The sequence below is a fragment of the Halorubrum lacusprofundi ATCC 49239 genome (assembly GCF_000022205.1).
Classification (GTDB): domain Archaea; phylum Halobacteriota; class Halobacteria; order Halobacteriales; family Haloferacaceae; genus Halorubrum; species Halorubrum lacusprofundi.
Window position 1 is genome coordinate 610,116 of sequence record NC_012029.1, and the last position, 14,878, is coordinate 624,993.

General features: G+C 68.6%; 15 protein-coding genes. 4 read left to right on the forward strand and 11 right to left on the reverse strand.

Annotated elements, in window-relative coordinates:
- Positions 1–257 precede the first annotated feature (257 nt).
- From mfnA to HLAC_RS02955, 5 genes are all read right to left on the reverse strand, one after another.
- Entirely contained in the window at positions 258–1,325 is a 1,068-nt protein-coding gene (gene mfnA, locus HLAC_RS02935) for a tyrosine decarboxylase MfnA (RefSeq protein WP_012659826.1), read from the reverse strand.
- 81 nt (positions 1,326–1,406) lie between these two features.
- Positions 1,407–3,773, reverse strand: a complete 2,367-nt coding sequence (gene ppsA, locus HLAC_RS02940) for a phosphoenolpyruvate synthase (protein WP_012659827.1) — start codon at positions 3,771–3,773, stop codon at positions 1,407–1,409.
- Between the two features lie 252 nt (positions 3,774–4,025).
- Positions 4,026–4,754, reverse strand: coding sequence for a DUF8116 family protein (locus HLAC_RS02945; protein ID WP_474120883.1), 729 nt, complete (start codon positions 4,752–4,754; stop codon positions 4,026–4,028).
- A 41-nt stretch (positions 4,755–4,795) separates the two neighbouring features.
- Positions 4,796–5,389, reverse strand: coding sequence for a DUF8054 family protein (locus tag HLAC_RS02950; RefSeq protein ID WP_012659829.1), 594 nt, complete (start codon positions 5,387–5,389; stop codon positions 4,796–4,798).
- Positions 5,386–6,153: a nucleotide-binding protein gene (locus HLAC_RS02955; RefSeq protein WP_012659830.1), complete on the reverse strand. Its 768-nt coding sequence runs from the start codon at positions 6,151–6,153 to the stop codon at positions 5,386–5,388. The genes HLAC_RS02950 and HLAC_RS02955 overlap by 4 nt, the downstream gene beginning before the upstream one ends.
- 124 nt (positions 6,154–6,277) lie before the next feature.
- Here HLAC_RS02955 and HLAC_RS02960 point away from each other — a divergent pair, with 124 nt between their 5' ends.
- Positions 6,278–7,576 (forward strand): MBL fold metallo-hydrolase, encoded by a 1,299-nt coding sequence (locus tag HLAC_RS02960; protein WP_012659831.1) that lies wholly within the window; start codon positions 6,278–6,280, stop codon positions 7,574–7,576.
- Positions 7,577–7,633: 57 nt separating this feature from the next.
- Here the strand turns inward: HLAC_RS02960 and HLAC_RS02965 are convergent, their stop codons facing one another.
- The 5 genes from HLAC_RS02965 to HLAC_RS02985 all read right to left on the reverse strand — a co-directional run bounded on the left by HLAC_RS02965 (position 7,634) and on the right by HLAC_RS02985 (position 12,159).
- Positions 7,634–7,906 (reverse strand): DUF7385 family protein, encoded by a 273-nt coding sequence (locus tag HLAC_RS02965; protein WP_012659832.1) that lies wholly within the window; start codon positions 7,904–7,906, stop codon positions 7,634–7,636.
- 82 nt (positions 7,907–7,988) lie between these two features.
- Positions 7,989–8,882 (reverse strand): endonuclease V, encoded by an 894-nt coding sequence (locus HLAC_RS02970; protein WP_012659833.1) that lies wholly within the window; start codon positions 8,880–8,882, stop codon positions 7,989–7,991.
- Entirely contained in the window at positions 8,883–9,848 is a 966-nt protein-coding gene (locus HLAC_RS02975) for a rhomboid family intramembrane serine protease (protein ID WP_012659834.1), read from the reverse strand.
- Positions 9,849–10,391: 543 nt separating this feature from the next.
- Positions 10,392–11,096, reverse strand: coding sequence for a type I 3-dehydroquinate dehydratase (locus HLAC_RS02980; RefSeq protein ID WP_012659835.1), 705 nt, complete (start codon positions 11,094–11,096; stop codon positions 10,392–10,394).
- Positions 11,097–11,184: 88 nt separating this feature from the next.
- Positions 11,185–12,159 carry a transcription initiation factor IIB gene (locus tag HLAC_RS02985; RefSeq protein ID WP_012659836.1) on the reverse strand — a complete coding sequence of 325 codons (975 nt, stop codon included), beginning with the start codon at positions 12,157–12,159 and terminating at the stop codon, positions 11,185–11,187.
- 189 nt (positions 12,160–12,348) lie between these two features.
- On the opposite strand from HLAC_RS02985, the gene HLAC_RS02990 reads away from it, so the two are divergent.
- From HLAC_RS02990 to HLAC_RS03000, 3 genes are all read left to right on the forward strand, one after another.
- Complete coding sequence (locus HLAC_RS02990) at positions 12,349–13,125, forward strand: cobalamin-binding protein (protein WP_012659837.1); 777 nt, start codon at positions 12,349–12,351, stop codon at positions 13,123–13,125.
- A gap of 20 nt (positions 13,126–13,145) precedes the next feature.
- Positions 13,146–13,739, forward strand: coding sequence for a DUF84 family protein (locus HLAC_RS02995; RefSeq protein ID WP_012659838.1), 594 nt, complete (start codon positions 13,146–13,148; stop codon positions 13,737–13,739).
- Between the two features lie 176 nt (positions 13,740–13,915).
- The gene (locus HLAC_RS03000; RefSeq protein ID WP_012659839.1) at positions 13,916–14,170 is read left to right on the forward strand and encodes a DUF7123 family protein; all 255 of its coding nucleotides are present in this window, start codon (positions 13,916–13,918) and stop codon (positions 14,168–14,170) included.
- Positions 14,171–14,203: 33 nt separating this feature from the next.
- Here HLAC_RS03000 and HLAC_RS03005 read toward each other — a convergent pair whose 3' ends face one another.
- Positions 14,204–14,830, reverse strand: a complete 627-nt coding sequence (locus HLAC_RS03005; RefSeq protein WP_012659840.1) for a winged helix-turn-helix transcriptional regulator — start codon at positions 14,828–14,830, stop codon at positions 14,204–14,206.
- Positions 14,831–14,878: the final 48 nt, after the last annotated feature.

Consider the following 14,878-nt stretch of genomic DNA (forward strand, 5'->3'; position numbering starts at 1 on the left):
GCGGTGGCCGCGGTTCGGGTGAAAAGCGATTGGGCTCTCGTTGGGGCCTCGTCGGCGCCGAGTTGCCTTTTGCACTGTCGGCTCCGACCGCTTATTCCGGATACCGGGACCAACCTGCTGTGTGATTTGACGCACGTCCCGGCGCGGCCGAGGCAGTCGCGCGGCGAACCCCCCGGGACCGACGAGCGCCGCCTGTTCGCCATTCCGACCGCCCAGTGACACGGTCTCCCTGTCAGCCACTGCAACGTCCTCGCCGGTCACTCCCGGATTCGATCGAGGTCTGCCACGAACGCCCGGAGCGCCTCCCGAGTCACGTGGGGCATACAGACGACGCGCAACTCGCCGTGGCTCGTCCGCGAGACCTTCCAGCCCGCCTCCCGTAGCGCGTCGAACTCGGACCTGGGGAGCGCCGCGGCGACGAGCGGCAGTTCCGGGTCGACCACCTCGTACCCGCGCTCTGCGAGCGCCGACGCGAGCCACTCGGCGTTGGCGGTCGCGCGCTCGACCGCGTCGCGGTAGCCGTCCGGCCACAGCGCTTCCATCGCGGCGACCGCCCCGGCGACGCCCGCGCCGCTCCGCGTGCCCGTCAGCGTCGCCTGCGACCGCGTCTCCAGGTAGGGCGTGTCGACTGCGAGCGCGTCCAGCGCCGCGGCGTCGCGGGCGAGGAGTCCGCCGGCCGGCACCGCCGCCTGCCCGAACTTGTGCGGGTCGATCGTCAGCGTGTCGACGGCGGCGTCGTCGAACGACCACTCGCCGTCGGTAAAGGGGAGCACGAACCCGCCCCACGCCGCGTCGACGTGCATCCGCGCACCAGTCTCGTGTGCGATCCGTGTCAGCTCCGGAATCGGGTCCACCCGTCCGTACTCCGTGGTTCCGGCGACACCGACGACCAGTGCGGTCGCGTCATCGACAGCTGCCGAGACGGCATCGGTTCTGGTCCGGAAGTCGTCGTCGACGGGCACCGTCCGGAGTTCTACGTCGAGTAGCTCCGCCGCCTTATGAAAGGAGAAGTGGCCGCTCTCGGGGACGACGACGTTCACGTCGCTCGCGTCGTGGCGGTTCCGCGCGGACCGGACCGCCTGTACGTTCGCCTCCGTGCCGCCGGAGGTGACATAGCCCGCAGCGTCGGTCGGTGTCGGGTGTTCTGCGAGCGTCGCGAGCAGTTCGATCGCGCGCTCCTCCAACGACGCGACCGCCTCGTACGTGGCCGGGTCGCCCGGATTCGTCGCGAGAAATCGCTCCGCCGCTTCTCGGGCCGCGGGATGCGGCTCGGTGCACATCGAGGAGAGCACCCGGTCGAACGATTGCGGCTCGGGCTGCTGCATTCGACCGAACGTTACCGCGGAGGGTCTTACCCGTTCCGCTCCGGGCGCTCTCGCCTGCACAGATCGCCTCCTGCGGCCGCGTCAGCGGACCGAGTCGAGGAGGAGCCGCTGTTCGGTCCGTTTCACCTCGTGTTGCACATCTCGGACCGCATCGATATTCGCCGAGATGGAGGAAATGCCCGCCTCGACGAGGAAGTCGACCATCTCGGGTTTCGATCCCGCCTGTCCGCAGATGCTCGTGTCGACGCCCAGCTCCCGGCACGTCTCGATCGTGTCGCCGATCAACTGTAACACCGCCGGGTGGAGTTCGTCGAACCGGTCGGCGACGTGCTCGTTGTTGCGGTCGACCGCCAGCGTGTACTGCGTGAGGTCGTTCGTGCCGAAGGAGGCGAAGTCGATCCCGGCGGCCGCGAGATCCTCGATCTGAAGCGCGCTCGCGGGTGTCTCGATCATCACGCCCCACCGGTGTGTCTCGGGATCAATCCCGGACTCGCGCATGTGCCGTTTGATTCCCTCGACGTCGTTTGCGTCGTTGACGAGGGGGAACATCACCTCCAAGTTGTCGTATCCCATCTCGTAGAGCCGAGCGAACGCGGCCAGCTCCTGACGGAACGGCTCGGGCTTGTCAAGGCTCCGGCGGATCCCGCGCCAGCCGAGCATCGGATTGGGTTCGGCCGGTTCGCCCTCGCCGCCCTCCAGTTCCCGGAACTCGTCGGTCGGGGCATCGATGGTCCGGACCCTGACCGGCCGGGGATAGAACTCGTCGGCGACCCGCCGGACGCCCTCGATGAGTTCGTCCTGATACGCGCGGGCGCCGTGGTCGGCGATATACTTCTCGGGAGTCTTCCCGAGCGACAGCACCATGTGTTCGATCCGAAGCAGGCCGACCCCGTCGGCGCCGGTCGCCGCGGCGCGCTCGGCCGCCTCCGGGATCGAGACGTTCACCTTCACCTCCGTCGCCGTCATCGGCTTGACGGGGGTCTCCGGCCGCGCCGCCTCGACCGGCTCGAACTCCTCGCCGGATTCGGCGTCCGCGGTGGCGCCGGCACGGACGGTGCCCTTGTCGCCGTCAAGCGTGACGTTCTGTCCGTCGTTCAGGACCCGGGTCCCATTTCCGGTGCCGACGACGGCCGGAACGCCAAGTTCCCGAGAGATAATCGCGGCGTGGCTCGTCATCCCGCCCTCGTCGGTGATGATCCCGGCGGCGCGTTTCATCGCGGGGACCATGTCCGGCATCGTCATCTCGGTGACCATCACGTCGCCCTCCTGTACCTGGTCGAGGTGATCGAGCTTATGGACGATCCGAACGGCTCCGGAGACGACGCCCGGGCTGGCGCCGAGTCCATTGACGAGCACGTCGGCATCGTCGCTCGCGTCGTCCCGATCGCCTGCACCGTTGGCGGCAACGCCGTCACTCGTGTCGTCGTCCACGTCGTCTTTACCAGCGATGTTCTCTGCGGATTCGCCCGTGTCAGTCTCTCGCCCGCTCCCGGCGTCCTCCTGGATCGTCGTGATCGGGCGGGACTGCAGCATGTAGATATCGCCGGCGTATATCGCCCACTCTACGTCCTGTGGCGTCCCGTAGTGGTCTTCGACGCGCTTCCCGAGCTCGACGAGTTCCGCGATCTCCTCGTCGGAGAGCACCCGGCTGTTCCGGCGTTCGTCGTCGACCTCTAGCGTAACGGTCTCGCCGGTCTCGGCGTCTTTGACCATCTCCACCTTCTTGTCCGCGACGGTCACCTCGTCGACAGCACCTCGCTCGCGGTCGTACACGTAGTTGTCTGGCGAGACCGTCCCGGAGACGACCGCCTCGCCGAGCCCCCACGCAGCCTCGATCGTAATCTGCGGGTCGCCGGTCGAAGGGTGGCTGGTAAACATCACGCCGGACTTTTCGGCGTCAACCATCCGCTGGACCACGACCGCGATGTCGACATCGGCGTGCGGGAACCCCCGTTGCTGCCGGTAGTAGATCGCGCGCTGGGTGAAAAGCGACGCCCAGCACTCTTTCACCCGTCGGATCAGGTCCTGCTCGCGAACGTTGAGGAAGGTCTCCTGCTGGCCGGCAAACGAGGAGTCCGGGAGGTCCTCGGCCGTCGCAGACGAGCGAACCGCGACGAACGCTTCGTCATCGCCGTCACCCATCGTCCGGTACCGTTCGACGATTTCTTCGCGAACGTCGTCGGGAAGCGGCGTCTCTAAGATTAGCTCCGCCGCCGTCTCTTCGGCCTCTCGGAGCGCGACGGAGTCCTCTGGGTCGACGTCCACCGCGGCGAACAGCTCCTCATCGATCTCCGCTTCCTCGATGAAGGTGCGGTACGTGCCCGCGGTGACCGTGAACCCCGGTGGAACCGGGAGCCCCGCGCCGATGAGCTCTCCGAGCGAAGCCGCCTTCCCGCCGACGGTCCCGACATCGTCAGCGTCGACATCCTTGAGCCAGAGTACTGCCATTCGTATATTCGGAGGATCCGAGAGCCGACGTATGAATCTTCCGGCATGCACAACTATGAATAAAAGATTACTCGGTGACGAGTAATCGAGCGTCTCGATGCGCTGCGGGGTTGTGGGGCAAATGAGGGCCGAAAACGCGAGGGGAGTGGGGACGAACCTGCGATCGGTTCGCAGTGGATGATTGGGTGGGGCCCCTCTATACTTACCTTCCACGCGCTCGATCCACTCTGTAACGTGTTACGGGTGCTATAACTATTTCTCGTCGCCGAGACGCTCCCGCTCCGCGCGTAGGAAGCGCTCCCAGAGGCCGAACAAGTAGCTGTCGAGCCCGTAGCTCTCGTCCACCCGTCGGACCCACGCGTCGTCGGCGAACAGCAGTCGCTGGAACCGCTGTACCGGCTCGGAGAGTCGATCGCGCTTGCCGCCGTAGTACGACAGCGACTCCTCCCGGGTTCGGTCGACGAGCGCCGCCGGGACCTCGATGCCGTCGGCGGCCGCGGCGTGTTCGAACCACTCCAGATGCAACAACGCGTCGGCGAGCAGGAACCGCTCGCGGAAGCCGGAGACGAAGGCAAGCGCCGGTCTGCCGTCGACGGTCACGTCTCGCGGTCGAGAGAATCGTGGCGCGGTCACCGTCACGTTCGCGGCGTCCGCGACCGCGGCGGCGACCCGTCGGAGCCGCCACTCGCCGTACCGGACCGGCGCGATCAGGGCGAGTTCGTACCACGTCGGGAGCCACTCGCAGTACGGCTCGGAGAACCGACCGTCGGCGAGCAGCGTCGCCGCGACGGAGCGGGCCGCCGCTGGCGACAGTCGCGACGGATCCTCGCGGAGAGAGGCCGCTATCTGTGCCCCGTCGAGCGCGTCGGCTCCCTCAAACCCCATCCCCTCGGCGACGTGGCGGGTGTACGCGCGGCTCGCGGCGTACCAGTCGGCGAAGTCGTTCGGCGCCGTCAAGCAGAGGAGACGAAGGACGGTGATGATCGATGTACGGGGCCGACCGACCTAACTGCTGTGGCAAGTTACTCGAGATCGCCTCCGTCCCCCTCCGCGAGCGCGTCGTCAAGCCCCCACTCGGACGCCCGCTCGGCCGCCTCTGAGCGCGCCTGTTCGCGGATCGCCTCTATCCGTTCGTCGTCTTCGAGGAACGCCGCGACCGCGTCGCTGTCATCGTCGCGACCGGCGTCCAGTCGTTCCTCGGGGGCGGCGTCGCGGGTCCGGTCGGCGAGCGCTTGGTCGTCGGCGAGTTCGGTCGCCGCGGCGCCGGGAGCGACGCGGAGCGCGTCTTCCTCGTGGGCGGTTTCGAGCGTGCCATCCTCGACCGCGTACAGTTCGACGCGATAGGGGCCCGGGACCGCGAGCTCGGCGAGGGCGTCCGGGCCGCCGCTGTCGCTCACCGTGTTGTACGCCAGTACGGGGACGCCGTCTGCGAAGGTGACGACGCCGCGGGCGTCGCCCTCCAACAGGAGCGTCTCCTGTGGCACGAGCGTCGCGTAGCCGGTCAGCTCCCGGTCGAGCGCTCGGGCGAGCGTCGTGCCAACGTCGGAGACGACGCGCGAGCGGAGCAGATCCCCGCGAGGGATCCGCAGTTCCGGCGAACCCGTGGTTCCGGTCATGGCGTGTCGGGGACGACCGCGCTCCGGAAGCGGTCGGCGACGGCCCCCTCGTCGCCGTCGCGCACATCGAGCCGGGCCGCGGCCCGCCGGTAGCGGGCGGCCGGCTCGCTCTCGGGAGCGTGTGCGAGGAGGGGCTCCCCCGCGCGTCTCGCCGCCCTGACGGCGTCGCTGTCGGGAACGTTAGCGAGGACGGGGCCGCCGAAGCGCTGCTCGGCCTGCTCGGCCACATCGGCGGCGTCGTCGCGGACCTTGTTGAACAGCACGCCTGCCGTCTCCGTTCCGTAGGAGCGCGCGTACTCCTGAACCTTCAGCCCGTCCGAGAGCGCGGGTATCGTCGGCTCGACGACGACCACGACGCGGTCGGCGAGGACGACCGGTAGCACCGCCGACTTCGAGCCGAGCGCGGCCGGCGAGTCGAGCAGCAGCACGTCGGTGTCGCTGGCGAGTTCGGCGACGACCTCGCGAAGCCGGCCCGGTTCGGCCGCCTCGAAGCCCGCGAGCGACGTGCCGCAGGGGACGACGGAGAGTCCGAACCGGTCGTACGTCGCCTCCGAGACCGCCGTCGCAGTCCCCTCGACGAGAAGGTCGTGGAGAGTGACCGTCGCGTCGTCGAGCCCGGCGTGGAACAGCAAGTTCGCCATTCCCGTGTCGGCGTCGACGACGGTGACGTCGTGTTCCTCGGCGAGCGCCATCCCCAGCGCGAGCGTGCTCGTCGTCTTTCCCGTGCCGCCCTTCCCGCTGGCGACCGCGAACGCCTCAACCATGCGCCGATGTGTCAGGTCGCCGGGCTAAAACCTGTCCATCGCGGGCGCCTCGGACCGTCACCGCAGTTCGGACCTCACCGGATCCCACGAACAGTATTTTGCTGTCCGGCACCAAGTGTCAACCATGACAACCGTCATCGACGCGGACACGTTCAGCGACAGGATCGACGAGCGACGACGCGACGAGCGGTCGTTCGCCCTCGTCGACACACGCCCTCGCGAGAGCTACGAGAGCTGGCGGATTGCCGACTCCATCCACTACTTCTACAAGCCGCCCCACGAGTTCGACCTCGGCGACTTCGAAGCCGAAACCGGACTCGGACCCGGCGACGCGATCGTCACGGCCTGCGCGAAGGGGAAGGCCTCGCTCGACTTCGCCGAAGAGCTGGAGGCCGCGGGCTACGACGACGTCACGGTCGTCGCGGACGGGATGCGCGGCTGGTCGAGTGTGTACGACCGGACCGCGGTTCCGCTCCCCGAGGCGGGCGACGACCCGCTCGACGTCGTCCAGATCCAGCGGCGCGCGAAGGGATGTCTCGGGTACCTCGTGGTGGGCGGACAGAAGGCGGATAGCGCCGTCGACTCCGATGGCTCCGACCACGTCGCCATCGCAGTCGACGTCTCCCGTCACGGCGACGAGTGGCGGGAGGCGGCCGCCGCGCGCGACGCCTCGATCGCGGCGGTCCTCGACACCCACGTCCACGCCGACCACCTCTCCGGCGGTCGGACGCTCGCGGACGAGCTCGGCGTACCCTACTACCTCCCGGCGGCGGCCGCCGAGCGCGACGTGGCGTACGCGTTCGAGCCGCTCGCTCGCAACGAGACGCTCGATGTCGGCGGGGTCAGCGTGAAAGCGCTCGCGACCCCCGGCCATACCGACGACGGCGCGAGCTATCTGATCGGGCGGTCGGCGGTGCTCACCGGCGACACGCTTTTCACCGACAGTGTCGGCCGGACGGAACTGCAGTTCGCGGCGGGCGGCGATGCGGCAGAGGATGACGCGGCGGGAGACGACGCGGCTGGTGAGCCGGAGACCGAGAGCGCCGGCGCGGCGACCGGCGCCGAGCGCCTCTACGACTCGCTCCACGGGACGTTGCTCGCGGAGCCCGACGATATCGTCGTCTGTCCCGGCCACTTCGCGGTCGCGAACGACGGGACGACCGGCGATGTCGTGCCCGGCGAGCCGGTAACGACGACGGTGGGCACGGTGCGCCGCGGGCTCGACGTTCTCGGGCTCGACCGCGAGGCGTTCGTGGAGCGGATTACGGCGACGCTCCCGGAGAAGCCGCCGAACTACGAGGCCGTCATCGCGGCGAACCGCGGCGTCGAGTCGCCGCCGGACGAGACCGCGGCGATCGAGTTGGAGCTCGGTCCGAACCGGTGTGCCGCGAACGCGGGCGGAGAGTCGACGGCGGACGACTGAGAAGGCTCTCGGTCGGCTCGGGCGTCCCCGGCTGTTGGGGGCTGCCAGAGCGGTCCGCTACTCGTCGTGAATGAAAACGAGCCGCTTCGACTCGGTGTTACAGAGGCACAGATCGATTCCGTCACGGGTCGCACCGATCTGCTGCCAGCCGTGATCGCTGACGAACAGCGTCTGAAAGACGCCGCGGTCGCAGTCGGGGTTCGGGCAGCCAACTCCCGCGGCGTTTTTGTACACGGTGGTCCCGCCGCCGGAGCTCTGTCGAACCAGTCCGTCCGTCAGCGATCGGAACTCCTCGGCAGACATCGGGCCCTCGGTCTCCTCGTCTCCCATGTCTTCGCGTTCGCAGTCCACAGTATATAAACCGCCTGACTGTGGCAACCGGTGGCACGAATATCGGAGCCCGATTCACGCCTCACGCTCGCACCGCGTCCCGCTTCACGGCGTCGGCGTATGCGTCCGCGATCCGGGTCGGTTCCGGGAGCTTGTAGCCCGCACACAGCGCCTCGACGAGTTCGACCGTCGTCGCGGGCGACACCCGGTGGCCGGGGCTCACGTACAGGGGGTTCACGCGCCGGCTGTTCGGGTACTGTCGAGACTGGAAGGCGTGGCCGATGACGGGGGCGTCGCCGGCGCTACCCGCTGTCTCCACCGACCCGTCCGCACGGATTGGGGTTCGCCACCCCGCCGGCCGCTCGTCGGTGGACTCGTCGGGCACGCCGCACAGTAGACTCTTCGCGACGCCGACGCTCGGCACGTCCAGCAGGACGCCGACGTGGGTCGCGATGCCGGCCTCCCGGAAGTGGATGCGGCCGGAGCCGTCACAGACCAGCAGATCCGGCTCGGCGTCGAGGGCGTCGAGCGCGGCCAGTATCGGTTCGCCTTCCCGGAACGCGAGGAGGCCCGGGATGTAGGGGATCGAGAGTGGCGTGATGGCGCTCGCGTACTCGATCACGACGCCGTCGCGGATCGCGACCGCGGCGGAGACGGCCCGATCCTCGCCGTCATCCGGCGTCAGGAACGCCTGATCGATCCCCACGACGACCGGCGCGTCGGGATCGCCGGTGTTCGGGTGCGTGCCCGGCAGCGTCTCTTGGCGCGCGTCCGGCAGCCCGTCGGTTAGGTCTGCGGGCTCGTCGATCGCGACCACGGCCGGGTCGATCCCGTGGTCGTCTGCGAACGTCGCCGTCGCCGCCAGCTCGCGCTGAAGCGACTCCATCTCTGCGCGCGACAGCGACGGATCCGGGAGAAGCTCGGGGCGTTCGATGTTGTCCGGGTGGCCTTGTGGGAGATCGGCCGGGGGCGCCATTCAGAACCGCCCGCCGGGCCCGCCCGGTCCTCGGGGACCGCCCGGCCCTCTCGCGCCGCCCATCTGCATCCCGCCGGGACCGCCCGCGGACCGCGCGAGGCTCTCGTTTCGCTTGCCGAACGCGAGTCCGATCGCGAAGCCGATCAGGTGGGCGAGGTGCGCGATGCCGCCGACGCCGCCCGTGCCGCTTTGGACGACGAGCACCGCCGAGATGAGCGCGATCCCCCACGTGAGGTACTTGATCTTCATCGGGATGACGAAGAAGAGGAGCACCTGCATGTTCGGCCGCCACACGGTGAGCACGCCTAAGATCGCGAAGCCGGCACCGCTGGCACCGAGCACGCCCGTCGTCGGGGCGCCCGTCGCGATCGCGAACAGGACGTGGCCCAGGCCGGCGAGGATCCCCGACGCGAAGAAGAACCCGACGAAGCGGCGGGAGCCGACCGCGCGCTCGACGAGTGGGCCGAAGAACAAGATCACGATGCTGTTGCCGATGATGTGGAACAGTCCGAACCGCGAGTGCGAGAGCACGGAGGTCACCCACGTCCAGACGTTGCCGATCGCGTCCGATCGGAGGACGAAGATCTGGCTGTGGGCGGCCTCGCCGAAGAGGAGGGTTACGGCCCACTGCGCGAGGAACGTGATCCACATCGCCGCCAGCAGGGCATATGTCGCGTTCCCGCGGAAATAGCTCACAATCCCGCCAGTGCTCGTCTCGCGGTCGATTCGCTGTTTGACGCGGTCCGTGACGCCTGCGGACGCACCGTCGCCTGACCCGCCCGCGCCGCCGCTCTCGACGCTCCCGTCGAAGCCGCTGTCGAAGACGCCGCCGGGGTCGTCCCACTCGGCGAGGCCCGGACAGTTGTGATTCTCGGGCAGTCGGTGGTTGGCACAGAACGTCTTGCCGCACCGGTTACACTGGTACGGGAGGTTCTCGTACTCCCCACACACGTCGCACGTCGCCATTGGCGTCACTTACGGGGGCGGTCGTAAAGCGGTTTGGCTCTTTACGTAGAATCGAGGAGAAAGCCTCGCGCTTTAGCGCGGGGAGGATGTCAAGTGGTGTACGGGGATGCGGTCGACGGCTTTGATGATGGTTTATAACTGGGATCTGGTGCCGCAGGAGCGAACTTCGCCAAAGCCCCAGTCGCTCGGTTATAAGCGGTTGACGACTGATCGACGGTGAACACCTCCAAAGCCCTAGTCGCGAGGGCGGTGCACGCTCGCTGCGCTCCTCGTCGCTCGTTTCACTCGCTCCTCGTCGCTCGTTTCACTCGCTCCTGCGGTGCTTGCGTCGCCTGCACCGCCCTCGCGACTGCCCCTTTGAGTCCCGCCCCGACCGCACCGCAACCGCAGCCTCACGCCTCCCCAGCCTCGTCGGTCACCCTCCGCGTTGCTCCGGGTGCCCGAGTCCCTCGCGGGCGGTTCGCGCCTGTTGGGCGCTCACCGGCGCGCCACCGCTGTCGGTTTATAAGTGGCCGACGCCGTCTCTCCGGGTTTATAAGCGACTCATTCGCCAACGTCGTCGCCGCGCAGTCCGTCGACGAGTCCTCTGAGCGTCGCGAGCGGGTACTGGCCGGGCGCCGTTGCGTTCGCGGGATCGACGGGCGCGTAGCCGATTTTCGAGCCGTACAGGGGGGTGACCGCGCGGGTGTGCCGGCCGGGTTCGCCCATGCACATCGTCGCGACGCGATGGCCCGCCGCGGTCGCCTCGTGGGTCGCCTCGATCATCGCGAGCGCGTCCTCGGACGCGGCCGCGGTCGTCGCCAGCTTTCCCACGTCGCCTTCGGCGGCCGCGTCGGCGAGCAGGTCAACGAGCGCCGCGGGCTCGGGCGTCGACTCAAAGTCGTGGACCGAGACGACCACCGCGACGTCTGTCTCGCGGGCCGTATTCCGGAGTGCGGTCGCGTGTGACTCCTCTCCCTCCGGTGCGTTCCCGCGGAGGGCGGCAAGCTCGATGTCGACGGCGGCGACTGCGTCGTGGGTGAGCGCGGTTGTGAGCGCGTCGTACCGTCCGAGGTCGTCGGCCTCGCCGCCCTCCCACGACGCCCGGTTCGTGACGAGCAGCGGGAGCTCGCCGTCGTACGTGTCAAGCTGGGCGAGCGGGTCACTCGCCAGATCCATCCGGAACTCCACGGCGTCGGCGTGCTCACGGGCCTGCGGCTCCTCCGAGAGGTCGGCCGTGCTCGCGGTCAGGACGAACTCCTCGAACATACGCGAGGCTTCCAGGGGCGGGGACTTATGTGTGTACGTCTGGCGCGAAACGGAACCGACAGCGTCAGAAATGGGTCGTCCGGTCAGCTCAGGCGACGAGGCCGTCCTCGGCCTCTAACAGCTCGTGGTACCGGTTCCGGATGGTGACCTCGCTGATGTCGGCGACCTCCGAGACGGCGGCCTGCGTCGTCTTCTCGTTGGTGAGGAGGGCGGCGGCGTAGACGGCGGCCGCGGCGAGGCCCACCGGCGACTTGCCCGAGTGGACGCCCTTCTCCTTGGCGTTGCGCAGGAGGCTCTTCGCGCGCATCTCGGACTCCTCGGAGAGCTCCAGGTCGGAGGCGAACCGGGGGACGTACTGCTCGGGGTCGGCCGGCTTCACTTCGAGCTTGAGCTCGCGGACGACGTAGCGGTACGTCCGGGCGATCTCGGCCTTCTCGACGCGGGACACGTCGGCGATCTCGTCGAGGCTGCGCGGGACGCCGGCCATCCGGGCGGCGGCGTACACGCAGGAGGTCGAGACGCCCTCGATAGAGCGACCGGGGAGCAGATCCTCGTCGAGCGCGCGGCGGTAGATAACGGAGGCCGTCTCGCGGACGTTGTCCGGGAGGCCCTGCGCGCTGGCCATCCGGTCGATCTCGCCGAGCGCCTGCTTGAGGTTGCGCTCCTTCGAGTCGCGGGTGCGGAACCGCTCGTTCCACTTGCGGAGCCGCTGCATCTTCTGGCGCTGGCGCGCGCCGAGCGACCGACCGTACGCGTCCTTGTCGCGCCAGTCGATGTTCGTCGAGAGCCCCTTGTCGTGCATCGTGTTGGTTGTCGGGGCGCCGACGCGGCTCTTCTCGTCTTTCTCTCGGGAGTCGAACGCGCGCCACTCCGGCCCGCGGTCAACCGAGTCGGCCTCGACGACGAGCCCGCAGTCGGCGCAGACGCTCTCGCCGTGTTCCTCGTCGTTGATGACGTTGCCGTCGCACTCCGGACAGCTCAACGTCTCGTCAGTCTGTTCCGATTCCTTCTCGTCTGTCTCTGTTCGGGAGCGACTCCCCCGCGTGTGTAGTCGTTCACTCATGGCTAAACCCCCTCTCGGTAACTGAACACGGCCCGAGAGCGATCTTGTCCAATAGAGGGCGGAACCAAACTTAAAACGACCGGAACGTGTCGCCGGAATCCCGACGAAAGGACACGATCTATCACGTGTTTTCGGGGATATCGCCTGCCGACCGAAACGCTTGGGCCGGCAGCGTCCGATCCGCTCCCCATGAGCGATCCACGCGTCGTCTCGCTGGCACCGAGTGCGACAGCGACCGTAACCGCTCTCGGCGCCGCCGAGATCCTGGTCGGCGTCACGAACCACTGCGATCTCTCGGAAGACGCGGGCGCCACGCACGGGATGGATTCTCCCGCTGCCCTCGGCGGGTGGCTGAACCCCGACCTCGACCGCGTCGCCGACCTCGATCCCGACGCCGTCCTCACCAGCGACGGGCTCCAGAGCGATCTCGCCGACGACTGCCGCGAGCGCGGGTTCGCCGTTCGGCACCGCGAGCCCGCGACGCTCGACGAGGTAGTCGCGACCTTTGCCGCCCGCGGTGCGGACGTGGGGCGATCTGAGGCCGGCGACCGTCTCGCTGCCGAGGCTCGGGAGCGACTCGACCGGATCGCCGGCGCGGTCGTGGATCGCCCGCGCCCGATCGTCTACTGTGAGGAGTGGTCCGACCCGCCGATGGCCGCCGGCAACTGGGTCCCCGACGCCGTGCGCGCCGCCGGCGGCCGATACCCCTTCGTCGACCCCGGCGAGCGCTCCCGCGAGGTCGACCTCGCCGCCGTCGAGCGGGCCACCCCCGACCACGTCGTCGTCCACGTCTGCGGCCACGGCGATCGGATCGATCCCGCGACCGTCGAGGAACGCGACTGGGCCGTCGACGCCCCCGTCCACGTGATCGACGACTCCCTCTTGAACCAGCCGAGCCCCGCGCTGATCGACGGCGTCGAGCGGCTGGCGAGGCTGTTCCATCCCGAGATCGAGACGTATTCGTAGCCGGTCGCTCGATAACGGGTATGCGAATCGGCGTCGGCAGCGGCAACCCGGTGAAGCGGCGCGCGGTCGAACAGGCGCTCGGTATCGCGACCGAGTCCGGCCCCGGAGCGGATCCCCGCGACGCCGAGTCGTCCCTTCTCGACGGCCTCCCCGACGACCCGGAGACGGTCGCGGTCGAGGCCGTTCCGGTCCCCTCCGGTGTGAGCGAACAGCCGACCGGCCACACCGAGACGATCGCCGGCGCGGAGAACCGGGCTGCGGCCGTCCTCGACACGGAGCCCGACACGTACGACCTCGCGGTCGGTATCGAGGGCGGCGTCGCCCACTTCGACGGCGCAGACGGAATCTTTCTCGTGATGTGGGCCGCCGTCTCGGACGGGTCACGGGTCGGCCGCGGCGCGGGGCCGAGCCTGGAACTCCCCGCTTCAGTCGCCACCCGGATCGAGGACGGGGAGGAGCTCGGCCCCGTGATGGACGACGTCCTCGACACGACCGGCGTGGCGAGACGCGGTGGCGCCGCTGGCGCGCTCACAAACGGCCGCGTCGACCGCGCGGGCGCCCTCGCGACCGCGGTCGCGAGCGCCTTTGGCCCGTTCGTCTCCGACGTATACTGATCCTGTCTCCGACGTGTACTGATCCGGACCACGGGCACCCCCGACGTTCGAGGATCGTACCGAAACCCGGTGGTCGTCCCCCCGCTGTGACCTCTTCAGCAAGGAAAATCGCATGACTGCGGCGTGTTAACCCGGTCTACCAACCGCCTTATCAGGTAACACGACCTGTATCGGGTATGAGCACGGTCCAATCGGACGCGGTCGCCGTCGAATCAGCCGGCCTCTCCGCGAAACAGGCGAGCATCCTGCGGTACCTCCGCGAAAACGCCGCCGAGCAGACGTACTTCAAGTCGCGGCTGATCGCCGACGAGCTCGATCTCTCGGCGAAGGAGGTCGGTGCGAACATGAGCGCGGTCGCCGACGCGGCCGCAGACATCGATGTCGAGAAGTGGGGCTACTCGTCGGGGACGACGTGGATGGTCACGGCGTAGGAGCGCAGTCCACCCTCCCAGCGAGCGGGTCGATTACGGGTCGTACGCGACCAGCGACGCCGCATCGTCTGCGAAGGCGACGGCGTCAGCGTCGAAGGAGTCAGCGTATCGAACCACGAGCGTGAGTAGCCGCTCTGGTTCGGTCAGCGTGTAGCCGTCGGTCCGGTCGAGGAGGCCGGCCGCCTCGAGGTCAGCGGCGGCGGTGCTCACCGTCGGCCGGGAGACGCCCAGTTCGGCGGCCAGTTCCGCGCCGGTCGCTGTCGGATCGCGCAACAGCGCGAGTATCATCCCGCGAGGGGTGTCGCGCCGAAGGTACCCGAGCGCGCGCTTGTCGAGCCCGTCAAACCTGCCAGCCGGGAAGTACCGACGGTAGTCGGCGTCCTTTGTCGACTCGATTTCACTGTCCTCCTCCAGTTTTTGGAGGTGGTGTTGTGCCTCCCCAGTTCCGAGGTGGAGGTCGTCGCGGAGCTTCGAGAAGTGAGCGCCGGGGGTCGTCGGCACGTACCCGCGGATCGCCTCGCGGGTCTCGTTCGTATCGGCTTGTTCGGTGTCGTCGTTCCCGGTTCCGGCGCTCGCGGTCCCGACGAACGGTGCGGCGGCTCCGATGGCGGCGAACCGCCGGAGCGTCTCGCGTTTCCGTCCGTCGATCCCGTCGGTCACGAAACGTAATAGTATTTGAATCGACAAAAACACTTCGTTCGGGCGTAT